Genomic DNA, 23,603 nt, shown 5'->3' with positions numbered 1-23,603 from the left:
TCCTCCCGTGGGACGCCTTCGGGACGGGCCGCCGCTTACGGTGCTGTACGTGACCGAGACCCAGACCCAGACCCGGACGATGCCTACGGCGGCCAAGAGCCGCAGCCCCGAGTACCGTCTCGCCGCCGGCGCGCTGAGCGGCCTGCGGCAGGACCTGTTCAAAGATCCCTTCGCCTACCGTCCGCTGCCGCCGTGGTCGCCGGACGGCCCGCTGGTCGGGCGGCTGCCGGATCGGGTGCGCCGCTACGCGGTGTGGACACCGCACGCCGTGGTCCTGGGCGCCGCCCTGTTCACGCTGCTGATCGCGTTCGCCGTCGGCGACTCGATGGGCGGCGGCGTGATCCACGCGCTGTCCGGGCTCGTCCCGGCACTCGCCGTGGCGATGACGCTGATCAGACCGGTCGGGGCGTGGTGGATATCCCTCGTGTCGACGCCGTTCGTCGCGATCATGGGAGGGGACGGATTCGGCGCTCCGTGGGCGCCCGCCGGGTTCTTCGCGCACCTCGTCGTGATGACAGTGGTCGCGGCCAGGACCCGGCCCCGCACGGCGGCCTGGATGTGGGCGGGCACGGCCGCCTTCGGCTTCTTCGCGTCGGTCTTCTGGTACAGCATGGACCCGGACACCGCGCCGATGCTCTTCGTCTCCGCGCTCGCGCTCCTCGTCACCACGTCGGTGCACATCAGGCGCGAGGCGAAGGTGGAGATGACCGCGCAGCGCCAGGTCACGGCGGTGGAGCGGGACAAGCGCACGCTCCTGGAGGAGCGCACGAACATCGCCCGCGAGCTGCACGACGTGGTCGCGCACCACATGTCGGTCGTCGCGATCCAGGCGGAGGCCGCGCCCTACCGCGTGGAGAACCCGCCCCCGGAGCTGGAGCAGGCGTTCGTCACGATCCGCGAGAACGCGGTGGCGGCGCTGACCGAGCTGCGCCGGGTCCTCGGCGTCGTACGGGCAGAGGACTACGAGGCGCCCGACGCCCCGCAGCCGACGCTCGCCGACCTCGGCAGGCTCCTGGAGAACGTGCGGGAGGCCGGGCTCCGGGTCGGGCAGACGGTCACCGGCGCGGTCCGCGACCTGCCGCAGGGCGTCGAGCTGTCGGCGTACCGCATCGTGCAGGAGGCGCTGAGCAACGCGCTGCGGCACGCGCCCGGCGCCGAGGCGCGCGTCGAGGTGTCGTACGTCCTCGGGGGGCTGGGCCTGCGCATCGTGAACGGCCCGCCGACGGGTCTGGTCAAGCCCTCGCCGGGCGCGGGCCACGGGATCACGGGCATGCGGGAGCGCATCGCGATGCTGAGCGGCGAGATGACGGCGGGCCCCACGGCGGACGGCGGCTACGAGGTGGCGGCGTTCGTGCCGGTGGCCGCGCCGGAGCCCAGGCCGGAGCCGGAAGCGACGACGGCGACGGACCGGTCGGGAGATCCCGCATGACCATCCGCGTACTGGAACCGGGAGACCCCGCATGACCATCCGCGTACTGATCGCCGACGACCAGATGATGGTCCGCGAGGGCTTCTCGGTGCTGCTCAACGCGATGCCCGACATCGAGGTCGTCGGCGAGGCGGTCAACGGCCGCGAGGCCATCGCCCGGGTCCGTGAGCTCTCCCCGGACGTCGTCCTCATGGACATCCGCATGCCGGAGCTGAACGGCATCGAGGCCACCCGCGAGATCGCCGCGATGGACGGCAGCGCGAAGGTGCTCGTCCTGACCACCTTCGACCTCGACGAGTACGTCTACCAGGCCCTGCGCGCCGGCGCCTCCGGCTTCCTCCTCAAGGACGCCTCGGCCCGCCAACTGGCCGACGGCGTAAGGGTGGTGGCCCAGGGCGAGGCGCTCCTCGCCCCCTCGGTCACCCGCCGCCTGATCACGGAGTTCTCCAAGCTGTCCGAGATCCCGAAGCTGCCGGCGGTGGCGAACCCGGAGGCGTTCGGTGAACTGACGGAGCGCGAGACGGAGGTGCTGGTCCTGATCGCCCAGGGCCTGTCGAACGCGGAGATCGCCGGACGGCTGGTCGTCGCCGAGTCGACCATCAAGACCCACGTCAGCCGGGTCCTCGTGAAGCTGGGCCTGCGCGACCGCACCCAGGCAGCGGTCTTCGCGTACGAGGCGCGGCTGGTCAGGCCCGCGTAGGCAGTCGGCGCAGGTGGCCGGGGCAGGCAGTCGGCGCAGGCAAGGGGGCCGGTCAAGTCCGGGGGCCGAGGTCGAGCGTCTCGCGGTGCGCGTGCCACCGCGTCATCAGGCCCTTCAGCTCGCCGTCCAGGAACTGCATGAACGCAGCCGTCTCGGCGAGCCGCAGGCCCGCGGGGCTGTCCGGGCCCAGTGATTCCACCCCGTCGCGCAGGACCTTCTCCCAGCGCGCGAGGAGCTGGTCGCGGCGGGTGAACGTCTCGAACCACAGGTCGTTGTGGAGCCGGTAGCGGTCGCGCCGCGAGCCGGGCTCCCGCTCGCGGCCGACCATGCCCGCCTGCGTCAGATAGCGCACCGCCCCGGACACCGCCGCCGGGCTGATCTGCAGCCGCTCGGAGAGCTCGGCGGAGGTCAGCGCGCTCTCGTCGGAGGCGAGCAGCGACGCGAAGACGCGGGAGGCCATCCGCTGCATCCCGGCCTCGGTCATCTCCGCGGCGAATCGCTCCACGAAGCGTGACACCGCCGCCTCGCCGCCGTCCCGGCCCGCCCCGGTGCCGCTGTCGCCGTCCTTCGTCGCGCTCATGTCCCGATCATCTCCCCTGGGTGACGTGCAGCCTCGAGTTTATACGCTTCCTTAACTTCACAAGTTTGTGAAAGTAGCGTACGTTCTGAAACATGACGAAGGCAATGACCGTCTCCGGACTGCACAAGTCGTTCGGCAAGATGCACGCTCTGGACGGCCTCGACCTGGACGTCGAGGCCGGCGAGGTGCACGGCTTCCTCGGCCCCAACGGCGCCGGGAAGTCCACCACCATCCGCGTCCTGCTCGGCCTGCTGCGCGCCGACTCCGGCGCGGTGCAGCTGCTCGGCGGCGACCCCTGGGCCGATGCCGTCGCCCTGCACCGCAAGGTCGCGTACGTGCCGGGCGACGTCACGCTGTGGCGCAACCTCAGCGGCGGCGAGGTCATCGACCTCTACGGGCGGCTGCATGGCGGGCGACGGGCGGGCGGCCTCGACAAGGCGCGCCGGGCGGACCTGATCGAGCGGTTCGAGCTCGACCCGACCAAGAAGGGCCGCACCTACTCCAAGGGCAACCGGCAGAAGGTCGCCCTGGTCGCCGCGTTCGCGTCCGACGTGGACGTCCTCATCCTCGACGAGCCGACCTCCGGCCTCGACCCGCTGATGGAGGAGGTCTTCCAGGAGTGCGTCAAGGAGGCCGCCCGCGAGCGGGGCCAGACCGTGCTGCTGTCGTCGCACATCCTCAGCGAGGTCGAGTCGCTCTGCGACCGGATCAGCATCATCCGCAAGGGCCGGACCGTCGAGACCGGGTCGCTCAGCGAGCTGCGGCACCTGACCCGCACCAGCGTCACCGCCGAACTCGCCTCCGCGCCCAACGGACTCGCCCACCTCCCCGGCGTGCACGACCTGGACATCCAGGGCCTGCGCGTCAAGCTCCAGGTCGACAGCGACAAGCTCGACGCGGTGCTCCGCTCGCTCACCGGCTCCGGCGTACGGTCGCTCGCCAGCACCCCGCCCACGCTGGAGGAGCTGTTCCTGCGGCACTACCAGGATGATGGTGCGGAGGGGGCCGAGGGCGCCCGCGCCGCCGAAGGGGCGGTGTCGCGATGACCGCCGCCGTGGCCGACACGCGATTCGCCCCCCGCGCCGCCGGGGCTCGCCAACTCGCGGGCACGGGAACCCTGTTGAGGCTCGCCCTGCGCCGCGACCGCGTCATGATCCCCGTCTGGGTCGCCGTCGTCCTCATGATGGTCCTGTCGATGCCGGGCTCGCTGAAGAGCGTGTACAGCACCGCCGCCGAGCGCGCCGACATCGCACAGTCGATGGCCACGAACAGCTCGATGCGCGCCTTGTACGGGCCGGTCTTCGCCGACTCGATCGGCGGACTCACCGCGTGGCGCATCGGGGTCTACGGCGGGCTGTTCGCCGCCATCATGAGCCTGCTCATCGTCGTACGGCACACCCGGGACGAGGAGGAGAGCGGGCGGCAGGAGCTGGTGTCGTCGGCGATGGTGGGGCGGCGCGCCCCGCTGACCGCCGCGCTGCTCGCGGCGCTCGTCGCCAACGCGGCCACCGCCCTGCTGGTCGCGGGGGGCCTCGCCTCCCAAGGCGGCGGAGGAGCGCTGGCGTTGGGGCTCGCGATCGCGGCGACCGGCATGGTGTTCGCCACGATGGCGGCGATCGTCGCGCAGCTCACGGAGAGCGCGCGCCTCGCCAAGGGCCTCACGTCGGCGGTGCTCGGCCTCGCGTTCGTGCTGCGCGCGGCCGGGGACGCGGGGACAGCGGACCGTTCGTCGGTTCTGACCTGGCTGTCGCCGCTCGGCTGGCTGGAGAACACACGGGCGTTCGCGGACGAACGCTGGTGGGTGCTGCTCCTGTTCGTGGCGGGCGTCGCCGCGCAGGGGGCGGCCGCGTACGGGCTCGCCGGGCGGCGCGACATCGGGATGAGCTTCCTGCCGAGCCGCCCCGGACCCGCCTCGGGCCGGCTCGGCACGGCGGGCGCGCTCGCCTGGCGGCTCCAGCGCGGCAGCGTGTTCGGGTGGAGCGCCGGGTTCCTCGTCGCCGGCATCGCGTTCGGCGGGATGACGCAGGGCGCGACGGATCTCGTCGGCGACAACCAGAAGACGCGCGACATCATCGAGCGGATGGGCGGCCAGTCCGGTGTCACGGACGCGTTCCTCGCCACGATGGTCGGCATGCTCGGCATGGTCGCCGCGCTCTACATCGTCTCGTCGGTGCTCCGCCTCAGCGGCGAGGAGACCTCGCAGCGCGCCGAGCCGGTCCTCGCGGCCGCGGTCGGCCGACTGCGGTGGGCGGCGGGCCATCTGGCCATCGCCTTCGGCGGCGCCGCGCTGATCATGGTGCTCGGCGGCCTCGGCCTCGGGATCGGCTACGGCAAGAACGTCGGCCCCGTCCTGGGCGCCTGCCTCACGCAGCTCGCCGCGATCTGGGTCATCGGCGGCCTTGCCGTGCTGCTGTTCGGGGTGTTCCCGAGGGCGGCGGTGGCGGCCTGGGCCGTCGCGGGCATCGCCCTTCTGATCGGCTGGATCGGCCCGGCGTTCGACCTCCCGCAGCCGGTCATGAACCTCTCCCCGTTCGGCCACCTGCCGAAGCTGCCGGGCGGCGAGATGGCGTGGACCCCGGTCCTGACCCTGCTGGTGATCGCGGTGGTGCTCGTCGCGGCGGGCCTGACGGGCCTGCGCCGCCGGGACCTGTCGAACTGACCGTCACGTCACTTCGGCAGTGTCAGCCCCCACGCATCCGCCCGTACCGTCCACGTGCGGGTGCGTACGGGGCCGCCCACCACCTGGTCCGCGCGGTAGCGGAAGTCGGGGCCCGACACCGTCACCGAGTGCGCGAGGACCCGCAGGGGCCCCGCCTCCGCGCCCACCGAGGACGGCCTGACCTCGACGCTGGCCCGGCCCGCCGCGTCCGGGGCCACGCTCACGCCCTCGACCGGCCGGTCCAGATCGACCAGCGTCACCCCGTCCGCCTCGACCCGCAGCCGCTGCGGCCCCGCCGCGGGCGCCGTCATACGCGGCGGTCGCGCCGCGAGCGTGCGGACGAGGGACTGGCAGGTGCGCAGCCAGTGGTGCGCGGGGTCGGAACCCAGGGCCGCCGGGTGCGCCACGGGCGGGATCCGCAGATCCCCGAGCACCACCCCGTCGGAGTCGTCGACGAGCAGATCGAGCCGCCGCGCGACGCCCTCCAGGGCCGCCCGTGCCGCCGCCACCGCGTCGGTCGGCACGCCGAGGGAGCGCGCCAGCGAGAGACTCGCCCCGACCGGAACGAACGAGATGACGGAACCCGCCAGCTCGCGCTCGCGGTGCAGCAGGGCCACCGCGCGCAGCAGCGCCCGGTCGTCCCCGATCACCACCGGCCGCCGGGAACCCCTTCTGACCAGCGCCTTCGCGAATTCCTCCGGTCCGTCCGGCAGGCATATCTTCACCGTCGCACCGGCGCCGAGCACGTCCTTCGCGATGCGTACCGACTCGCCGTCCGCACGCCGGGCGACCGGATCGACGACCACCAGTAGCTGGTCAAAAGCCGCCACCTCGGTCCTGCCTCGCTTCCTCGGGTAGCATCTTGGTGCAAGAGCCCCTTGCGCTATTGCGCCAGGGGCTTGGTCTATTCCGGGGCACACCAAGGCACACCCATACAGGCGGCTACGGCCCCTGACCTTGGTCTTGCCCCGCCCGGAAGGGGTGTACGCCTGTGCCCGCACTTGTGCTGCTCGGTGCTCAGTGGGGTGACGAAGGCAAGGGAAAGGCCACCGACCTGCTCGGTGGATCCGTGGACTATGTGGTGCGCTACCAGGGCGGCAACAACGCCGGTCACACGGTCGTCGTAGGCGACCAGAAGTATGCGCTCCACCTCCTCCCTTCCGGGATCCTCTCGCCGGAGTGCACGCCGGTCATCGGAAACGGTGTCGTCGTCGACCCGTCGGTCCTGCTCTCCGAGCTGAGTGGACTGAACGAGCGCGGCGTCGACACGTCGAAGCTGCTGCTCAGCGGCAACGCGCACATCATCACGCCGTACAACGTGACCGTCGACAAGGTGACGGAACGCTTCCTCGGCAAGCGCAAGATCGGCACCACCGGCCGCGGTATCGGCCCGACGTACGCGGACAAGATCAACCGCGTCGGCATCCGCGTCCAGGACCTCTACGACGAGTCGATCCTCACCCAGAAGGTCGAAGCGGCGCTCGAGGGCAAGAACCAGCTCCTCACCAAGGTCTTCAACCGGCGCGCCATCGAGGCGGAGCAGGTCGTCGAGGAGCTGCTCGGCTACGCGGAGCAGATCAAGGGCTACGTCGCCGACACCACCCTGATCCTGAACAAGGCCCTCGACGACGACAAGGTCGTCCTCTTCGAGGGTGGCCAGGGCACGCTGCTCGACATCGACCACGGCACGTATCCCTTCGTGACGTCGTCGAACCCGACCGCGGGCGGCGCCTGCACGGGTGCGGGCGTCGGCCCGACGAAGATCAGCCGCGTCATCGGCATCCTCAAGGCGTACACGACCCGTGTCGGCGCGGGCCCGTTCCCGACCGAGCTGTTCGACGAGGACGGCGAGGCGCTGCGCCGCATCGGCGGCGAGCGCGGTGTCACCACCGGCCGTGACCGCCGCTGCGGCTGGTTCGACGCGGTCATCGCCCGCTACGCGACCCGCGTGAACGGCCTGACGGACTTCTTCCTCACGAAGCTGGACGTGCTCACGGGCTGGGAGCAGATCCCCGTCTGCGTCGCGTACGAGATCGACGGCAAGCGCGTCGAGGAACTCCCGTACTCCCAGAGCGACTTCCACCACGCGAAGCCGGTCTACGAGTACCTGCCGGGCTGGTCCGAGGACATCACCAAGGCCAAGACCTTCTCCGACCTGCCGAAGAACGCGCAGGCGTACGTGAAGGCCCTGGAGGAGATGTCGGGCGCCCCGATCTCCGCGATCGGCGTCGGCCCCGGCCGCACCGAGACCATCGAGGTCAACTCCTTCCTCTAGGCCCCGCGCCCCGGAACAGCAGGCGCCCCGGTCCGCTTCGGCGGGCCGGGGCGCCTTCGCATGTGCGGTCAGCCTCCGAAGACCGAGCCGAACTGCGGTGTGCCGGACGTGGACACGCCCACCGCCGAGGGCGAGAGCGACACCGCGCCCGTCGTGGTGATCCTGCCGCCGCTGGACTTGAGGACGGTGACCGCGCCGTTGCCCTCGTTCTCGCCGCCGGCACCGATGGCCAGGTCCGACCTGCCGTCGGCGTTGAAGTCCGACAGCAGGACGTCGGTGCCGAACGCGTCCTTGTACTCGCTGGTGCCCGGGACGCCCGCCGTGTCCTGGGTGAAGGTCTGGGCGCCGGTTCCCGTGACGCCCGAGGCCGAGCCGTACAGGACGGTCACGGCGCCGCTGTCGCCCGTTCCCGAGGCCGCGCCGTCCTCGGCGATGGTGCCGACGGCGATGTCGGAGAGGCCGTCGCCGTTGATGTCGCCGACGCTCACCTCCCAGCCGAACAGGTCCGACGCCTCACCGGTGCCAGGGACGCCCGCGGTGTCCTGGGAGATCACGGTGGTGCCACCGTCCGGTCCGGTGGCGGAGCCGTACGTGACGTGGATGTCGCCACCGGTGGACGTGCCGGGCTGCTCTTCGGAGTTGGAGGCGTCCGAGGTCAGGCCGGTGACCACGTCGCCGAAACCGTCGCCGTTGATGTCCCCGATGTCGCTGATCACGCCGCCCGGCAGCGCGGTGGCGCTGGCGGACGGGCCGGACGCGGTGCCGGGCAGGTAGTAGTTGGCGAGGTAGTCGCCGTCGCTGGTGGCGTTGTTGCCGCTGACGACGAGGTCGTCCTTGCCGTCGGCGTTCACGTCGCCGGCCGTGAGCTTGCGCAGGTGGTACGGGCTGGTCGCCCGCACCGGGGTGGTGACGGCGGTGACCGAGCCGACCGTGCCCGACTTGGCGATGCCGCTCTTGAAGACGCGGACGGACTTGCTGCTGTCCGCCGTCACGAGGTCGGTCTTCCCGTCGCCGTCGAAGTCGCCCGCCGCGACGTCGAAGCCGAACCGGTCGTGGCTCGAGGGCGCCGGGTCCGCGATGGTGGTGCCGCCCTTCAGCCCTCCGGAGGAGCCCCACAGGATGGTGACGGTCCCGCCGTCGGTGTCGCCGGGCATGTCCTCGTAGGGGGTACCTACGGCGAGGTCGGTGAAGCCGTCACGGTTGAAGTCGCCCGGTGAGGTGACGTATCCGAAGAGGTCGCCGGACTCGGCAGTGCCCGGCACGCCCGTGGAACTCTGGGTGAGGGTGGCGCGCTTCGCGGCGCTGATCCCGTTCGCCGAGCCGTAGAACACCGTGATCTGCCCGGCCTTCGCGTGGCCGTCGACGGATGCCTCGGGAGAGGAGACGGCGACGTCCGGGTAGCCGTCGAGGTTGAAGTCGGCCTCGTGCGGCTGGGTCGCGGAGGCGCCGGGCGTCGCCGACGCGGCGCCTGCCGACAGGGAGACGAGGCCTCCGGTGAGTGCGGCCGCGGCGGCCGTCGCGGCCGCGATGCGGCCACGGCCCGGTCTGACGGCGGGGGTGCGCTTGTGCTTCGGCATGGCGGATTCTCCTGCGGCGGCTCGGCATGGCGGTTTTGGTGATCAGGAGACCCGTGCCGGAGGCCGAAGGTTGTAGGCGCCATCGGGCCTTTTTCTGGGGGGAGTTCCGTGGAGCGGGGCCGTCACTCCTTTCCGCAGATCCGCAGCCCCACCGGCGTCCCGCACGGCAGATGGCCGTGGGTGCGGATCACGTCCTGGCCGGGGCCACGGATCGCGTAGGCCAGGAAGCTGGAGGCGAGGGAGTCGGCGGGCGGGCGGCCATAGGTGTAGGCGAACTCGATCTCGCGGTACGGGTAGCCGCTCGACTCGATGTGGTCGATGTCCGGCGCGTGGCCGTCGAGGGAGAGGCGGTGCAGGCCCTTCAGCTCGGTGGCGGCGCGCAGTTCGCTGTAGCCGAGCGCCCCGGGGATGCGGGCGACGGCGTCCAGGACCTGGTCGGTGGAGTCGAGTTCGCAGCGCAGTACGGGCACCGACCGCACCGTCCTGTCGGTGCAGTCGTCCGACGAGGTGCGGGGCTCCTCGCCGCCGGCGAGGACCCGGTCCTGGAGCGCGCGGCGGGTGCCGGAGCCCGAGGTGCGGCTGACCAGGACGACGGGCAGGTCGGGTCCGCCGAGCTGGGCCCAGGAGCGGATCTCACCGCGGTAGAGGCGGCGTACGTCGGCGACCCGCAGGTTCCTGAGCCGGACCCGGTCGTTGACGACGAGGGTGAAGAGGGAGACGGCGACGTGGTTCTCGCTGAGCTGGGTGTAGCTCGCGGGGCGCGGCCCGTCGGAGAAGGCGACCACGGCCGGTGATCCCTTGGCCGGCTGTCCGGCGGCCCCCGATCCCTGCGCGCCGCCGAGGGCGAGTTCCCGTACGCCGGTCTGGCTGCCGTGGGCGCTGACCGTGATCGTCACATCCGGGCAGTGCTCCTCGTACTTCTGCTTCAGCTCCTCGGCGACCGGCGCGAACGCCGTCGAGCCGGTGACCGTGAGCGTGCCCTTCTCGCAGTAGTCGGGCGGCGGCGGGGTGTCGGGCCACAGGGCGAGGGCCGCGAGTGCGATGACGGAGGCGCTCAGGAGGCCGGTCACCCGGCGTGCCCAGAAGCCGAACACGGGGGGCTTCTCGTCGGGCGTGACGCTGTGGTTCTCGTGCAGCTCACCGCCCTCGACATCGCCTTGGACGGTGGTGTCGCTGTCGACCGGTCCGCCGGTGAGCAGGACGAGGAGCTTGTAGTACGCGCCGGGGTTGAGCGGCACCCGCGGGATGCGCAGCGCGCTGCCAGAACTGACCAGTCCCGGACCCTGGTGGAAATGGCCCATCAGGTGCTCCGCCTCGGGCGGCAGCGTGACGGCCACACCCCGGACGGTGCGGTCCTCGAACACGGCGGTCAGGCCGTGGTGCGGTGACGAGTCCGTGTAGTCGTCCCGGCCGATGGGCACCGAGCCGTCGTTCTCGATGCGCAGGAGGACGAGCGTCGCGTCGGACATCTCGGGCATCTCGTCGAAGAGTCCGAGCCGTACGTTGCTGGCCCCGGCGCGGTTGCTGCCGCCTATGACCGTGTCCATCTGCTTGCGGTAGCCGATGCGTTTGCGACGCGGCGCGCGGCGGTCGATCCACACGGGCGCGGCGATGGACGCGATGCCGATGAGCACACCGGCGCCACCCATGACGACGTCGACATCGAACCAGCTCATGAGCCCCTCGCACGGGTGACCGACTTGATTGTGCGGTCACCGTACGAAGCGGGCGGCGGGCCGGGGGCGGAACGGCGGGCCCGTCGACGGATGTTCGCCGGACGAAACCCTTCCGTTCAACTCGGCCCAGCGGGCGGGGTGTTCAGCCGCCCTTCGTGTACGTCAGCTCGTCGCCGTTGTTCATCGTGCGGCGCAGTTCGCCCGACGAGAGCACCTCGACCGTGCTCGGCTTGCCCGGACTGCACGAACCGGCGGGGCCGGAGACGACGTCGGTGGCGCCGATGCGCAGCGTCCCGCCGGAGGCCGACACCAGCGTGCCCTGGAACACGCAGTGGTACGTGCTGCCGCCCTGGAGCGGTCCGTCCGCCGTCATCGACAGGACCGTGTCCCCGGGGCTGCCCTGCTGGATGTCCAGACGGCGGGTGTTGTGGCCCGTGGCGTTGTCGATCGAGGCGGACCAGGTGCCGAGGAACTCGGTGGGCACGTCCCCGCCCGCGGGCGGTTCGGAGGACTCGGGCGGCTGCGAGGTCGCGGGGTCCTGCGAACTGGGGCCGCTCGTCGAGGGTCCCTGGCTCGTGGGCCCGCCGGACGTCGGCTGCTTGGGGTCCTCGCTCTGGGAGGCCGACTTGCCGTCGTCCTTCATCAGCGCGTACACCGATCCGCCCGCGCCGAGCGCCACGACGAGTGCCACCACGATCAGCGCCGCCGTGGAGCGCCCGCTGCGCCGCGGTTCCGGCTGCGGCGCGCCGATGGGGACGACGCCGGGCCCGTACGGGGGCGTGGCGGCGGGGCCGTAGGGCGGGGTCCCGCCACCCCAGCCGCCCTGCTGCGGATAGCCGTAGACGGGTGCCTGGGGGTGCGGGTGCGGGTACCCGTACGCGGCGGAGGCGGGCGGAGCCGCCGGCGGGAGCGCGGGGGCCGACGGGCCGGAGGGGGAGATCATCGTCGGAAGGTGGTTGACGGGGGCGGCGCCGGGCTTGCCGGGCGGGGGAGGGGTCGGCCCGCCGTCGCCGGTCTCTGCGGGCGCGGCGGGCGTGGCGGGTGAGGGCGTCTCCTTGGAGAGGCTGGGCGGCTTCCCGGAGGTCGCCCCGGTCGCGCCGTCGGGGTCCTCCGTGTCCAGCAACTGCACGGCGTGCCGCCCCAGTTGGGCCACCAGAGCCCCCGGCAGCCACGGGTCACGCGTGCGTCCGCCGTCGCCGAGCGTGTCCTCGGCACCGGTCCGCTCCAGAAGCTGTTCCAGGGTCGGGCGGGACGAGGGGTCCTTGTGCAGACAGTCCCGTACGAGCTCCTGGAGGCCCTCCGGGAGACCTTCGAGGTCGGGTTCCTCCTGGGCGATACGGAACATCAGGGCGTGCACCCCGCTGTTGGCCGTGCCGAACGGCAGTGCGCCCGACGCCGCGTAGGCGAGGACCGAGCCGAGGCAGAACACGTCGCAGGCCGGGGTGATCCGGTCGCCGCGCACCTGCTCCGGAGCCATGAAGCCGGGCGAGCCCACGAGGGCGCCCGTTCTCGTGAGGCCGCCGTCCGTCACGGTCTCCAGGGCGCGGGCGATGCCGAAGTCGATGACGCGGGGTCCGTCGATCGTCACCAGGACGTTCGACGGCTTCAGGTCGCGGTGGATGAGGCCCGCGGTGTGGATGTCCTTGAGCGCGTGCGTGAGGCCCGCCGCGAGGATCCGCACGGAGCGCTCGGGCAGCGCGCCGTGGTCGTGCGAGACGACCGTCTGGAGCGAGGGCCCCGCCACGTAACCCGTGGCCACCCAGGGGATGTCCGCCTCGGTGTCCGCGTCGAGGACCGGCGCGGTCCACTCCCCGCCGACCTGCCGCGCGGCCCGCACCTCGAGCCGGAACCGATTCCTGAACTCCTCCTGCTCGGCGAGCTCCTGGCGCACCAGTTTGACCGCCACCGTGCGACCGCGGTCCGAGCGTGCCAGATAGACCTGGCCCATCCCGCCCGCCCCGAGCCGCGCCAGCAGCCGGTACGCACCGATGCGCTGCGGATCTCCCGCCCCCAGCTTCTCCATGTCGCGCCACCCTCCCCCATATGTGACCAACATCCCGAGAATAGTGGGAGGTTGTGACACTGGGGACGGGGCGGCGTCTACGGTTCCGTAACAGGGTGGGCCGCGGGGTGGGCCGTCGGGTGATCCCTGGGGTGATCCGTCACCTCGTCCAGTGCCGCCGACAGCCGTTCGAGCGTCCGCACCGTCGCGGCGAGTTCGTCCTCGCCGAGCGCCGCCGCGAGCCGGTCCGCGAGGGCCGCGTGGCCGGGGCCGATCCGCGCGATCGCCGCGCGGCCCTCCCCGGTGGGGGCCAGGAGCTTGGCGCGCCGGTGGGCCGGGTTCGGCTCGTACGCGGCGAGGCCCTGGGTGACGAGCAGGTCGGCGACGCGCTGCACGCTCTGGCGGGTGATGCCCATGACGCGCGCGATGCCGGCGACGGGCAGCGGCTCGGGCAGGACCGCGCCGAGCACCTGCCACCGGGCGGCGGTGAGCCCCGCGGGCCGTGACAGCTCCTCGGAGACGGACAGGAACTGGCCGTTGAGCCGGAAGACGCCGAGCGCGGTCCGGCTCAGCAGGTCCTGGCGCGCCCTGCTCACTCCTGCGCTCCCTGGAGGGTTTCGTACGCCGTCACGTCCGAGTTGTGGAACAGGCGGTACCAGGCGTCGAGCAGCTCGCCCTCGAACACCCCGAGCCCGCCGAGGACTTCGCGCGCGAACGCGACCGGTTCGGTCGGCCCGGCGGTGATCAGGCCGCCGTCCGGCACGGCGTCCGCGTCGACGTAGTGCTCGCCGCCCTTGTAGCCGGTGGCGTCGAGGTACACGGGGACGGCGCTGGTGTGCGCCCGGTCGTCGAGCAGACCCTCGCGGGCGAGTCCGGCGGTGGCGCCGCAGATCGCGGCGACCGGCACACCCGCGTCGAGGAAGGCGCGGGCCTTGCGGGCGAAGGGTGCGAGGCCGTCACCGGTGTCCCAGAGGTCGGCGCCGGTGAGGATCAGCAGCGAGCTGTCCTCGGGGCGCAGGTCGTCGAGGGCCAGGTCGGGCTGGATGCGTACGCCGCCGATGGTGGTGACGGCCCGTCCGGCGTCGAGCGCGACGGTGCGGATCCCGTAACCGCCGCGGGCCAGGTGTGCGGTGGCGTGCCCCGACTCCCAGTCGGCGAGCGTGTCGTAGACGGCGAGGTGTACGGGCTTCTCGGTGCGGCCGGCGGTCATGGTGTCCTCCAGAACCTCGGGTACCTGTCACTGCCTAGTGCCTATGACAGCATGCTGCCATTACGACAGTGTGCTGTCAATTCCGCTCCATGCGGCCGACCATTTCGTGGAAATTTGTTTCCGTCAATCGGAACGATCTTGCGATCCGGTACGTACTACTTCACGACGAACCACGACGACCACGTCACGACGTACCCCTTCACGTCTACGACCTCCCCAGACCGAGGAGACCGTGTGCTGAACAGGACGCCAGTCGCCGTCCGCGCCCTCGCGCGCGCCGCGCTCGCCGCCCGCCCCGTCGGACTCGACGGGACCGACACCGAGGCCCCGCTGCTGCGCCACCACGGACACAGCTATCTCGTCCCCGTCGAGCTCTTCCAGGACTTCGCCGCCCTGCTCACCGACCCCCGCAGGCCGGGCGGCCCCTACCGCGCCCTGTCCGTCGGCGGCCGCCGCTGGTTCGGATACCGCTCGACGCACTACGACACCCCCGCCCTGCGCAGCTTCCACGACCACGCGCAGGAACGCGCGCCCCGCTTCGGCATCAGGGAGCGGCTCTACGAGGACAGCGGGAAGCGGCAGTTGGAGCTCAAGGTGCGCTGCGCGGACGGCGGGACGGTCAAGCACCGGACCCTTCTGGGCGAGGGCGACCACCCCCTCGACGACACCCGGCGCGCCTTCGTCACCGGTCTCCTGCGCGGTACGTACGGCATCGGGGCGCCGCAGGAGCTGGCCGCCCGCGTCGTCACCGAATACCGGCGCGCGACGTTCGTGGCCGACGGGCAGCGGCTCACCTGCGACGCGGGGCTCGTCGTGCGCGACGCGGGGCGGGGGCGCGCGGTGCGGGCGGACGGCGGGTCCGTGCTCGTGGAGACCAAGGCGGGAGCGCCGGGGCGGCCGACGGACGCGGACCGGCTCCTTGCCCGGTTCGGGGTGGCGCCCGTCGCGTTCGGCAAGTACTGCGGGGGACTCGCCGCGCTGCGGCCCGAGCTGGCGGCCGGACCGTGGAAAGACGCGGTGCGGACCCTGTTTCCCGGGGCGGTGCCTCCGAGCGAGGGCGACAGTGTGTCGCGTTAGCGGCCGTCCCACAGACAGGACGCCGATGGTCCTTCCACCATGCGGACATTTACCCTCGGGCCCATGACCCCTCAGCCGAATCCCCAGGTCGGCGCCGCCGTCAAGGCCGCGGACCGTGCGCACGTGTTCCACTCCTGGTCCGCACAGGAGCTCATCGACCCGCTCGCCGTCGCCGGCGCCGAAGGCTCGTACTTCTGGGACTACGACGGCAACCGCTACCTCGACTTCACCTCCGGCCTCGTCTTCACGAACATCGGGTACCAGCACCCGAAGGTCGTCGCCGCGATCCAGGAGCAGGCCGCCTCCCTCACGACCTTCGCGCCCGCGTTCGCCGTCGAGGCCCGCTCCGAGGCCGCACGCCTCATCGCCGAGCGGACCCCGGGTGACCTGGACAAGATCTTCTTCACCAACGGCGGCGCCGAGGCGGTGGAGAACGCCACCCGCATGGCCCGTCTGCACACGGGCCGCCACAAGGTGCTCTCCGCCTACCGCTCGTACCACGGCGCCACCTCCACCGCGATCAACCTGACCGGCGACCCGCGCCGCTGGCCGAGCGACCAGGGCGCGGCGGGCGTCGTCCACTTCTGGGCGCCGTTCCTGTACCGCTCCGCGTTCTACTCGGAGACCGAGCAGCAGGAGTGTGAGCGCGCGCTCCAGCACCTCGAGGACACCATTGTCTTCGAGGGCCCGGCCACGATCGCCGCGATCATCCTGGAGACCGTGCCCGGCACCGCCGGCATCATGACGCCGCCGCCCGGCTACCTCCAGGGCGTGCGCGAGCTGTGCGACCGGCACGGCATCGTCTTCATACTCGACGAGGTCATGGCGGGCTTCGGGCGCACCGGCAAGTGGTTCGCCGCGGACCACTACGACGTCGTGCCCGACCTGATGACCTTCGCCAAGGGCGTGAACTCGGGCTACGTCCCGCTCGGCGGCGTCGCCATCTCCGGCGCCATCGCCGACACGTTCGGCAAGCGCCCCTACCCGGGCGGCCTCACCTACTCCGGGCACCCGCTGGCCTGCGCCGCGGCCGTCGCCACCATCAACGTCATGGAGGAGGAGCGTGTCGTCGAGAACGCCGCCCACCTCGGCGAGACGCTGATCGGCCCGGCGCTGCGTGAGCTGGCCGAGCGCCACCCGTCGGTGGGCGAGGTCCGCGGACTCGGCATGTTCTGGGCCCTGGAGCTGGTGAAGGACAAGGCGACCCGCGAGCCGCTGACCCCGTACAACGCGGCGGGTGCGGCGAACGCGCCGATGGCCGCCTTCGGCGCCGCCGCCAAGAAGAACGGCCTGTGGCCCTTCATCAACATGAACCGCACCCACGTGGTCCCGCCGTGCAACGTCACGGAGGCCGAGGCCAAGGAGGGCCTCGCCGCTCTCGACGAGGCGCTGACCGTGGCGGACGGCTACACGACGTAAGGAAACAGGTACTCCGTGTCGCTCCCCGTAGTGCGTAGGCTGACCAGCTGACCAGGAACAGCCTCACCAGCTGACGACGCACTACGGGGGAGGGACACCACGTGCCCGGAATCGACGGCGGAGCTGCCGTCCAGCGCAGCACGCTGCGCCAGCAGATCGCCGACGCCCTGCGCGACGAGATCCTCGCGGGGCGGCTCGAGCCGGGCCAGGAGTTCACGGTCAAGGAGATCGCCGAGCAGTACGGCGTCTCCGCGACCCCGGTCCGCGAGGCCCTGGTCGACCTGTCCGGGCAGGGGCTCCTGGACTCCGCACAGCACCGCGGCTTCGCGGTCCACGAGTACTCGCTCGCCGACTACCGCGGCATGATCGAGGCCCGCAGCCTCGTCACGGACGGCATCTTCCGCGGCCTCGCCGCGAACGCCGACGCGCACCACGCCACCCCCGCCGCCCTCGCCGGGGTCCGCCGCCGCGGCGAGGAGGCCGCCCGCGCGGCCGCAGCCGGCGACCTGAACGTGCTGATCGGCTACGACCTGCGGTTCTGGCGCGAACTCAGCGCCCTGTTCGGGAACCCTTACCTCTCCGACTTCTTCCACCGCCTGCGCGTCCAGTCGTGGATGTGCGCGGTCCCGTATCTGCGCCGCGTGGACGACCTCAGGGGCCACCTCTGGTCCGGGCACTGCGGCCTCGTCGACGCGCTCGCGGACCGGGACGCCCGCGCCGCGCAGGACATCGTCACCGCGTACAACGCCGACTCCCTCGCCCTCGTCGAGCGGCTGGCCGAGCGGTGAGCACGGAGCGGACCGGCCGTCCCGTCGCCGCGCGCGCGGACGTCGTGGACCTCACCGTCGTCGTCCCCGCGTACAACGAGGAGCGCCGGCTCGGCCCCACGCTGGACGCGGTCACCGCGTACCTGAACGACGGGGACGGCGGGAACCGGTGGGGTGACTGGGAGATCGTCGTCGTCGACGACGGCTCCACCGACCGCACCCGCGAGATCGCGGAGCGCGCGGTCGCCGCCGCCCCGGAGGGCCCCGGCCGCACCCCTCGCATCCGGCTCGTCGAGAGCCCCCGCAACCGCGGCAAGGGCCACGCCCTGCGCCAGGGCGTCCTCGCCTCCCGTGGCCGCCGCGTCCTGGTCACCGACGCCGACCTCGCCGCGCCCATCGAGGAGCTGGAAGCCCTCGACAAGGCGCTCGGCGAGGGCCACGCGGCGGCGATCGGCTCCCGCGCCAAGCCCGGCGCGACGATCGCCCGCCACCAGCACCGGCTGCGCGAACTCCTCGGCCGCACCGGCAACTTCCTGATCCGCGCGACGAGCGTCCCCGGCATCAGGGACACCCAGTGCGGCTTCAAGCTCTTCGACGGCGACCGGGCCCGCGCCGCGTTCGCCGCGGCACGCCTGGACGGCTGGGGCATCGACGTAGAGATACTGATGTACTTCCGCCGCTCCGGTTGGCCGGTCGCCGAGGTGCCCGTGCGGTGGTCGCACCAGGCGGGCTCGAAGGTCCGCCCCTTCGACTACATACGGGTCCTGGCCGAACTGGTGACGCTCAGGGCACGGGCGGTGCCGAAGGGCCACCTCCTCGTGGCGGCCCTCTTCCTCGTCCTGTCCGTCGCCCTGTACTCGGGCCGCTGGGCGGCGCCCGCACACCGCTACCTCCCCGACTCCCTCCAGGACCAGAACCAGTGGGAGTGGTTCTTCGCGGTGACCGCGGACAGCGTCCGCCACCTCCACAACCCCTTGTTCACGACGTTCCAGGGCTTCCCGGACGGCGTGAACCTGATGGCCAACACCGCGATGCTGGGCCTGTCCGTCCCGCTCGCCCCCGTGACCTGGCTCTTCGGCCCCGCCGTCGCCCTGAACGTGGCGATGACGGGCGGCCTCGCCGCCACCGCGTTCGCCTGGTACCGGCTGATCCTGAAACGGCTCGTGCGGACCCGGTGGGCCGCCGCGACCGGCGCGCTCCTCGCCGCGTTCGCGCCACCGATGGTCAGCCACGCGCACGCGCACCCGAACTTCGTCGTCCTCTTCATGATCCCGCTGATCATCGAGCGGGCGCTGCGGCTGTGCGAAGGCAAGCGCGTGGTGCGCGACGGCGTCGTCCTCGGCCTCTTCGCGACGTACCAGATCTTCCTCGGCGAGGAACCGCTCCTGCTCGCCGTCATGGGCATGGTGCTGTTCGCGCTCGCCTACGCCGTCGTGCGCAGGGACGTGGCGAAGGCCGTGTGGCGCCCGCTCCTGCGCGGGCTCGGGGTCGCCGCCGCGGTCGCGCTGCCGCTCGTCGCCTTCCCCCTGTACTGGCAGTTCCTCGGCCCGCAGAGCTACAAGAGCGTGCTGCACGGCGACAACGCGGGCAACAGCCCCCTCGCCCTCCTCTCCTTCGCCGAGCGCTCCCTCGCCGGCACCCGCGAGCGCGCCGCGGCGCTCGCCCTCAACCCGACCGAGCAGAACGCCTTCTACGGCTGGCCGCTCGTCGCGCTCGCCTTCGCGATCGTCGTACGGCTGTGGCGCAGCGCCGCCGTGAAGGCGCTCGCGTTCACCGCGGTCGCCGCGGCGCTGCTCTCGCTCGGCCCGAAGTTCCGCATTCCGCTGACCGACGTCGTGCTGCCGGGCCCCTGGGCGCTGCTCGCCCACCGGCCCCTGTTCGAGTCGGTCATCGAGTCGCGGGTGGCGATGGTGTGCGCGCCCGCGCTCGGGATGCTGCTCGCCCTCGCGCTTGACCGGCTCGCCGCGGCGCGGGTCCCGTTCCGGCTCGTCGGCTTCGCGGCGGTCGCCGCGGCGCTCGTGCCGATCGTCCCGGCGCCGCTCAGGGCGGTCGACCGGGCCGACGTCCCGGCGTTCGTCGCCGACGGCGCCTGGGAGCGGTACGTCGGCCCCGGCGAGAGCCTCGTGCCGGTGCCGCTGCCCGACCCGGGCAACGCGGAGGCCCTGCACTGGCAGACCGAGGCCGGCCTCGGCTTCCGCCTCCCGGGCGGCTACTTCAACGGCCCCTACGGCCCCGACCACGTCGGCATCTACGGAGCCTCGCCCCGCTGGACCTCCAACCTGCTGCGCGACATCCGCTACTCGGGCCGGGCCCCCGAGATCACCGACGCGTGGCGCGCCCAGGCCCGCCGCGACTTCGCGTACTGGCACGCCGGCGTCCTCGTGCTCGCCCCCCAGCAGAACGACGGGGTGCTGCGGGCGACGGTCGACCAGCTGGTCGGGAAGGCCGGCACGTGGACCGGAGGCGTATGGATCTGGGATCTGAGCAATGTGCAGAGGGGGAGCTGAACCGGCTCCCCGCGCATTACGCTGCCTTTCCGCCTTTCATTACGGCCTTCACCACCGGAGGAGTCGCCTTGGCCTGTGACCTGTGGCTGGTCCCGCTCGTCGACGTGCTGTGCCACAGCCCCGACAACCCCTTCGCCGAGGAACTCGCGCTCTACGACAAGGCGTTGCACGAGGCAGGACTGCCACCGGTGCCGGTCTACTCGTACATGCCGGGACTCTCCGGTGACGTGGCCCCCGTCGCCGGCTTCGACTACGACGCGCTGCACTTCCTGCGCCGTGCGTACCTCCTCCAGATGTGCGGCCTCGCCGTCACGCCGGTCGATGAACTGGGCGGCGACTACGAGCAGCTCCTGGAGATGTTCGAGACGACGGCCCAGCAGTCGCACCTGGTCTGGCACTACGACCACGCGGGCGCGTACGTGCCCGTGGACTTCCCGAGCCCGTTGTCCAACGACGAACTCCTCGCCGGCGGCGGCCCTCTCGGCTCCTCCCACGTGCTCCTGCGGGAACTGGAGTACGTGGCCCGGTCGATCGGCATAGACCCGGCCAACCCGCCGGCGCCCCCGGTCCCGCCGGAGGGCCCCACGGCCCTGGAGGAACCGGCGGCTCCGGCCCCCCTCGACGACAGCCCCTTCGCCCGCGAACGCCATGTCTGGCTCGGCCTGCACGCGGCCGCGACCCGGAGCCTGGCCCAAGGTTCCATGATCATCTTCAGCTGACCCGGAGCCCCCCGCCCGAACGGCGCCCCGCCACGGGCCCGCGCGATCGCACCGCCCCAGGTAGGACGCGGAGCGGTCAGCGCGGCTCGGGCGGGCGCTGGCGGGGCATGTTCGGGCGGGCGCCCGGGGGGAGCGGGAAGCGGCCCGGCGGCAGCTCCACGGGGCGGGTGCCCGGGGCGACGGAGGACTGCATCACCAGCGGCGCGGGACCCGAGCGGAACTCCACCATCCAGTCCGCCGTCTCCGACCGCACCAGCTCCGTCACGTCGTCCGTGAAGCGCCGCAGCACCGACAGACACCGCTCGGCGGCCTCACTGGCCGTGCCCTCCGTCGGGCCGAGCACCTCCCGCACGCTCTCCGACGCCCAGTCGAACTGGAGAGCCTGAAGCCGCCGCTGCACCGCCTGGGCCGTGGCCACGTCCCTTATCCAGCCCGACGTGAGCCCGAAGTACCGGTCGCAGGCCACGCACGCCACCGCGAGCAGCAGCGCCAGATACCCCCAGGGCGCGACCCCGCCGAGCGCCCCGGTCAGATCGAGCAGCGGCAGCGCCGCCCCCGACACGGCCCCGGCGACCGCACCGCCGCGCAGCACCCGCGCCCCGCGCCGCTTCCACACCCGGTCGACGAGGTACCAGTACGCCGTGTCGAGCGCCCCGCGTTCCACCCACCGGTAGAGCTCGTCGAGCCGCTCGGCGGGCTCGCCCCAGTCGCCGACGGGGAACGTCCGCCCGGTCAGGTCGCCCGGCCGCACCGCGTCACCCGTGCCGTCACCGCGCTCGCCCCGGGCGCCCCGCTCCTCCTGCGGCGGTCCCTCGGGCTGCATCTCCGGCTGGCTCACCCGGCACTCCCTACGACTGGTCCTGGTCACGGATGGGGCTCATGTGCAGAGCATCTTCCTACCGCCCAATGGGTGGCCAGGGACCCGTTTTCGCGGTATTTCCGCCCGGAAGTGGGTCTTGATCAGGTATAGGCAGGCAGTCCGTCTCACTCGAAAGAGTGGAGCGAAAGGTGCCGGGGCGGGCGACACCCCGACCACGTAGGCTCGTTCCAAGGCGGAGAACCCGCCCGTGGTCGCAGGTCGAAACAGGACGCAACAGGAGCTGATCGTGATTCCCGGTGGTGGCCAGCCCAATATGCAGCAGCTGCTCCAGCAGGCCCAGAAGATGCAGCAGGACCTCGCCGAGGCCCAGGAAGAGCTGGCCCGGACCGAGGTCGAGGGTCAGGCCGGCGGCGGTCTGGTCAGGGCGACGGTGACCGGCTCCGGCGAGCTGCGCGGCCTCGTCATCGACCCGAAGGCGGTCGACCCCGAGGACACCGAGACTCTCGCCGACCTGGTCGTCGCAGCGGTCCAGGCGGCGAACGAGAACGCGCAGACGCTCCAGCAGCAGAAGCTCGGCCCGCTGGCCCAGGGCCTGGGCGGCGGAGGCATCCCGGGGCTTCCCTTCTAAGGAAGACCCACCGCAACTAACGTACGTACTACTCAGCGGCTGGCATGCTCAGCGGCACAGCACCATCAAGCAGAAGTCGGAAGGCACTCCGTGTACGAAGGCGTGGTCCAGGACCTCATCGACGAGCTCGGCAGGCTGCCGGGCGTCGGTCCCAAGAGCGCGCAGCGGATCGCCTTCCACATCCTGCAGGCGGAGCCGACGGACGTACGGCGTCTCGCGCAGGCCCTGATGGAGGTCAAGGCGAAGGTCCGCTTCTGCGCGACCTGCGGCAATGTGGCGCAGGAGGAGCTGTGCAACATCTGCCGCGACCCGCGCCGCGACCTGACGGTGATCTGCGTCGTCGAGGAGCCCAAGGACGTCGTCGCGGTCGAGCGGACCCGAGAGTTCCGGGGTAAGTACCACGTGCTCGGCGGGGCGATCAGCCCCATCGAGGGCGTCGGCCCGGACGACCTGCGGATAAGGGAACTCCTCACCCGCCTCGCCGACGGCACGGTCACCGAGCTGATCCTGGCCACGGACCCGAACCTGGAGGGCGAGGCCACGGCGACGTACCTCGCCCGCATGATCAAGCCGATGGGCCTCAAGGTCACCCGCCTGGCCAGCGGGCTCCCGGTGGGGGGCGACCTGGAATACGCGGACGAGGTCACACTCGGCCGCGCCTTCGAGGGGAGACGACTCCTAGATGTCTGACGTCACGCTGAACACCGTCAAGGACGATCCGGACGACTTCGCGGTCCAGATCTCGGACCAGATCGAGTCGTTCCTCGTCGCGGTCGCCGAGGTGGCGAAGGGCGACGAGCCGGACTCGGCCGTGCCCTTCCTGCTCCTCGAGGTCTCCCAGCTGCTTCTCGCGGGCGGCCGGCTCGGCGCGCACGAGGACATCGTCCCCGACGAGCGCTACGAGCCCGATCTCGGCCCCGAGCCGGACGTCGACGACCTGCGCCAGAAGCTCGCCGCGCTCCTGGAGCCGATCGACGTCTACTCCGAGGTCTTCGACCCGTACGAGCCCCGCAAGGCGCCGGTCGCCTGCCGGATCTCGGACGACCTGGCCGACGTCATGGCCGACCTGCGCCACGGCATGGCCCACTACCGCGCGGGCCGCACCACCGAGGCCCTGTGGTGGTGGCAGTTCTCCTACTTCTCGAACTGGGGCTCCACGGCCTCCGGCGCCCTGCGCGCGCTCCAGTCCCTGGTCGCGCACGTCCGCCTCAACCAGCCGCTGGACGACCTGGACGGCCTCGACACCGACGAGGACCTCGCCGAGGAAGCCCTCGCCGAGGCCGCCGGCAAGGTCATGGCGGAGGAGATCGCGGGCCCGCTGGGGCTCCGCACGGTGAAATGACCCCCGCCCCGTGGGTGCTCGCCGGTGAAATGAACCGGCCGGTGAAGTGACCCACCCCACTTTTCCGGTTGCCGGGCCGGGGCGCGGGCATGCGCCTGTCCGAGCGGCCGGAGCGTGAAGCCCCCACCGGGTCCCTGTGCCCGGTGATCACCTTCTGAGCGGGACATCTCAGGATGTGGTATTCCCGGGGCTGATTTCGGCCGCTCGTTAGACTGA

At 72.1% G+C, this 23,603-nt stretch carries 21 protein-coding genes; 13 read left to right on the top strand and 8 right to left on the bottom strand.

The features are described 5' to 3' along the window. The first annotated feature begins 49 nt into the window (after positions 1-49). Both ACWFR4_RS42500 and ACWFR4_RS42495 read left to right on the top strand, forming a co-directional pair. Positions 50-1,429: a sensor histidine kinase gene (locus ACWFR4_RS42500; RefSeq protein WP_453656854.1), complete on the top strand. Its 1,380-nt coding sequence runs from the start codon at positions 50-52 to the stop codon at positions 1,427-1,429. 31 nt (positions 1,430-1,460) lie between these two features. Next, the gene (locus ACWFR4_RS42495; RefSeq protein ID WP_453462775.1) at positions 1,461-2,129 is read left to right on the top strand and encodes a response regulator; all 669 of its coding nucleotides are present in this window, start codon (positions 1,461-1,463) and stop codon (positions 2,127-2,129) included. A 52-nt stretch (positions 2,130-2,181) separates the two neighbouring features. On the opposite strand, the gene ACWFR4_RS42490 is transcribed toward ACWFR4_RS42495, so the two are convergent. After that, positions 2,182-2,709 (bottom strand): GbsR/MarR family transcriptional regulator, encoded by a 528-nt coding sequence (locus ACWFR4_RS42490; protein ID WP_453462777.1) that lies wholly within the window; start codon positions 2,707-2,709, stop codon positions 2,182-2,184. Positions 2,710-2,801: 92 nt separating this feature from the next. Between ACWFR4_RS42490 and ACWFR4_RS42485 the strand changes: the two genes are divergently transcribed. Both ACWFR4_RS42485 and ACWFR4_RS42480 read left to right on the top strand, forming a co-directional pair. Then, positions 2,802-3,755 carry an ABC transporter ATP-binding protein gene (locus ACWFR4_RS42485; protein WP_453656853.1) on the top strand — a complete coding sequence of 318 codons (954 nt, stop codon included), beginning with the start codon at positions 2,802-2,804 and terminating at the stop codon, positions 3,753-3,755. Then, positions 3,752-5,368, top strand: coding sequence for an ABC transporter permease (locus tag ACWFR4_RS42480; RefSeq protein ID WP_453462783.1), 1,617 nt, complete (start codon positions 3,752-3,754; stop codon positions 5,366-5,368). The genes ACWFR4_RS42485 and ACWFR4_RS42480 overlap by 4 nt, the downstream gene beginning before the upstream one ends. Positions 5,369-5,376: 8 nt before the next feature. On the opposite strand, the gene ACWFR4_RS42475 is transcribed toward ACWFR4_RS42480, so the two are convergent. Then, positions 5,377-6,198 (bottom strand): diacylglycerol kinase, encoded by an 822-nt coding sequence (locus ACWFR4_RS42475; protein ID WP_453462786.1) that lies wholly within the window; start codon positions 6,196-6,198, stop codon positions 5,377-5,379. Positions 6,199-6,359: 161 nt separating this feature from the next. Here ACWFR4_RS42475 and ACWFR4_RS42470 point away from each other — a divergent pair, with 161 nt between their 5' ends. After that, positions 6,360-7,643, top strand: a complete 1,284-nt coding sequence (locus ACWFR4_RS42470) for an adenylosuccinate synthase (RefSeq protein ID WP_266672685.1) — start codon at positions 6,360-6,362, stop codon at positions 7,641-7,643. Positions 7,644-7,711: 68 nt separating this feature from the next. Here the strand turns inward: ACWFR4_RS42470 and ACWFR4_RS42465 are convergent, their stop codons facing one another. The 5 genes from ACWFR4_RS42465 to ACWFR4_RS42445 all read right to left on the bottom strand — a co-directional run bounded on the left by ACWFR4_RS42465 (position 7,712) and on the right by ACWFR4_RS42445 (position 14,108). Continuing rightward, a complete protein-coding gene (locus ACWFR4_RS42465) occupies positions 7,712-9,220 on the bottom strand; it encodes an FG-GAP and VCBS repeat-containing protein (protein ID WP_453466495.1) in 1,509 nt (502 codons plus the stop codon). 122 nt (positions 9,221-9,342) lie between these two features. After that, positions 9,343-10,896, bottom strand: a complete 1,554-nt coding sequence (locus ACWFR4_RS42460) for a substrate-binding domain-containing protein (RefSeq protein WP_453656852.1) — start codon at positions 10,894-10,896, stop codon at positions 9,343-9,345. Between the two features lie 142 nt (positions 10,897-11,038). Next, positions 11,039-12,919, bottom strand: a complete 1,881-nt coding sequence (locus ACWFR4_RS42455) for a protein kinase domain-containing protein (RefSeq protein WP_453656851.1) — start codon at positions 12,917-12,919, stop codon at positions 11,039-11,041. Between the two features lie 77 nt (positions 12,920-12,996). After that, entirely contained in the window at positions 12,997-13,494 is a 498-nt protein-coding gene (locus tag ACWFR4_RS42450; RefSeq protein WP_453656850.1) for a MarR family winged helix-turn-helix transcriptional regulator, read from the bottom strand. Further along, the gene (locus ACWFR4_RS42445) at positions 13,491-14,108 is read right to left on the bottom strand and encodes a DJ-1/PfpI family protein (protein ID WP_453656849.1); all 618 of its coding nucleotides are present in this window, start codon (positions 14,106-14,108) and stop codon (positions 13,491-13,493) included. Before ACWFR4_RS42445 ends, ACWFR4_RS42450 begins: the two co-directional genes overlap by 4 nt. 234 nt (positions 14,109-14,342) lie before the next feature. Here ACWFR4_RS42445 and ACWFR4_RS42440 point away from each other — a divergent pair, with 234 nt between their 5' ends. The 5 genes from ACWFR4_RS42440 to ACWFR4_RS42420 all read left to right on the top strand — a co-directional run bounded on the left by ACWFR4_RS42440 (position 14,343) and on the right by ACWFR4_RS42420 (position 20,597). Further along, positions 14,343-15,185: a VTC domain-containing protein gene (locus ACWFR4_RS42440; RefSeq protein ID WP_453466504.1), complete on the top strand. Its 843-nt coding sequence runs from the start codon at positions 14,343-14,345 to the stop codon at positions 15,183-15,185. A gap of 63 nt (positions 15,186-15,248) precedes the next feature. Continuing rightward, positions 15,249-16,604 (top strand): aminotransferase class III-fold pyridoxal phosphate-dependent enzyme, encoded by a 1,356-nt coding sequence (locus ACWFR4_RS42435; RefSeq protein WP_453466506.1) that lies wholly within the window; start codon positions 15,249-15,251, stop codon positions 16,602-16,604. Positions 16,605-16,705: 101 nt separating this feature from the next. Further along, positions 16,706-17,392, top strand: a complete 687-nt coding sequence (locus ACWFR4_RS42430; RefSeq protein ID WP_453466507.1) for a GntR family transcriptional regulator — start codon at positions 16,706-16,708, stop codon at positions 17,390-17,392. After that, positions 17,389-19,878 (top strand): dolichyl-phosphate beta-glucosyltransferase, encoded by a 2,490-nt coding sequence (locus ACWFR4_RS42425; RefSeq protein WP_453466509.1) that lies wholly within the window; start codon positions 17,389-17,391, stop codon positions 19,876-19,878. The genes ACWFR4_RS42430 and ACWFR4_RS42425 overlap by 4 nt, the downstream gene beginning before the upstream one ends. Before the next feature lie 68 nt (positions 19,879-19,946). Beyond that, the gene (locus ACWFR4_RS42420) at positions 19,947-20,597 is read left to right on the top strand and encodes a hypothetical protein (protein WP_453656848.1); all 651 of its coding nucleotides are present in this window, start codon (positions 19,947-19,949) and stop codon (positions 20,595-20,597) included. 76 nt (positions 20,598-20,673) lie between these two features. On the opposite strand, the gene ACWFR4_RS42415 is transcribed toward ACWFR4_RS42420, so the two are convergent. After that, the gene (locus ACWFR4_RS42415; RefSeq protein WP_453466511.1) at positions 20,674-21,435 is read right to left on the bottom strand and encodes an SLATT domain-containing protein; all 762 of its coding nucleotides are present in this window, start codon (positions 21,433-21,435) and stop codon (positions 20,674-20,676) included. Positions 21,436-21,703: 268 nt separating this feature from the next. Here ACWFR4_RS42415 and ACWFR4_RS42410 point away from each other — a divergent pair, with 268 nt between their 5' ends. From ACWFR4_RS42410 to ACWFR4_RS42400, 3 genes are all read left to right on the top strand, one after another. Then, positions 21,704-22,045: a YbaB/EbfC family nucleoid-associated protein gene (locus ACWFR4_RS42410; RefSeq protein ID WP_453466513.1), complete on the top strand. Its 342-nt coding sequence runs from the start codon at positions 21,704-21,706 to the stop codon at positions 22,043-22,045. Positions 22,046-22,135: 90 nt separating this feature from the next. Next, positions 22,136-22,735 (top strand): recombination mediator RecR, encoded by a 600-nt coding sequence (gene recR / locus ACWFR4_RS42405; RefSeq protein WP_453656847.1) that lies wholly within the window; start codon positions 22,136-22,138, stop codon positions 22,733-22,735. Beyond that, the gene (locus ACWFR4_RS42400) at positions 22,728-23,387 is read left to right on the top strand and encodes a DUF5063 domain-containing protein (protein WP_453466514.1); all 660 of its coding nucleotides are present in this window, start codon (positions 22,728-22,730) and stop codon (positions 23,385-23,387) included. Before recR ends, ACWFR4_RS42400 begins: the two co-directional genes overlap by 8 nt. Positions 23,388-23,603 lie beyond the last annotated feature (216 nt).

The sequence above is a fragment of the Streptomyces sp. NPDC055140 genome (genome assembly GCF_053607285.1).
The sequence above is the reverse complement of the archived record's forward strand: the minus strand, read 5'-3'. Positions and strand labels throughout refer to the sequence as shown.

What these genes read in the sequence shown, in the direction of transcription:
- ACWFR4_RS42495 (WP_453462775.1), top strand. Translation starts at nt 1,461, where the DNA reads ATGACCATCCGCGTACTGATCGCCGACGACCAGATGATGGTCCGCGAG.
- ACWFR4_RS42490 (WP_453462777.1), bottom strand. Translation starts at nt 2,709, where the DNA reads ATGAGCGCGACGAAGGACGGCGACAGCGGCACCGGGGCGGGCCGGGAC.
- ACWFR4_RS42485 (WP_453656853.1), top strand. Translation starts at nt 2,802, where the DNA reads ATGACGAAGGCAATGACCGTCTCCGGACTGCACAAGTCGTTCGGCAAG.
- ACWFR4_RS42480 (WP_453462783.1), top strand. Translation starts at nt 3,752, where the DNA reads ATGACCGCCGCCGTGGCCGACACGCGATTCGCCCCCCGCGCCGCCGGG.
- ACWFR4_RS42465 (WP_453466495.1), bottom strand. Translation starts at nt 9,220, where the DNA reads ATGCCGAAGCACAAGCGCACCCCCGCCGTCAGACCGGGCCGTGGCCGC.
- ACWFR4_RS42460 (WP_453656852.1), bottom strand. Translation starts at nt 10,896, where the DNA reads ATGAGCTGGTTCGATGTCGACGTCGTCATGGGTGGCGCCGGTGTGCTC.
- ACWFR4_RS42455 (WP_453656851.1), bottom strand. Translation starts at nt 12,919, where the DNA reads ATGGAGAAGCTGGGGGCGGGAGATCCGCAGCGCATCGGTGCGTACCGG.
- ACWFR4_RS42445 (WP_453656849.1), bottom strand. Translation starts at nt 14,108, where the DNA reads ATGACCGCCGGCCGCACCGAGAAGCCCGTACACCTCGCCGTCTACGAC.
- ACWFR4_RS42435 (WP_453466506.1), top strand. Translation starts at nt 15,249, where the DNA reads ATGACCCCTCAGCCGAATCCCCAGGTCGGCGCCGCCGTCAAGGCCGCG.
- ACWFR4_RS42400 (WP_453466514.1), top strand. Translation starts at nt 22,728, where the DNA reads ATGTCTGACGTCACGCTGAACACCGTCAAGGACGATCCGGACGACTTC.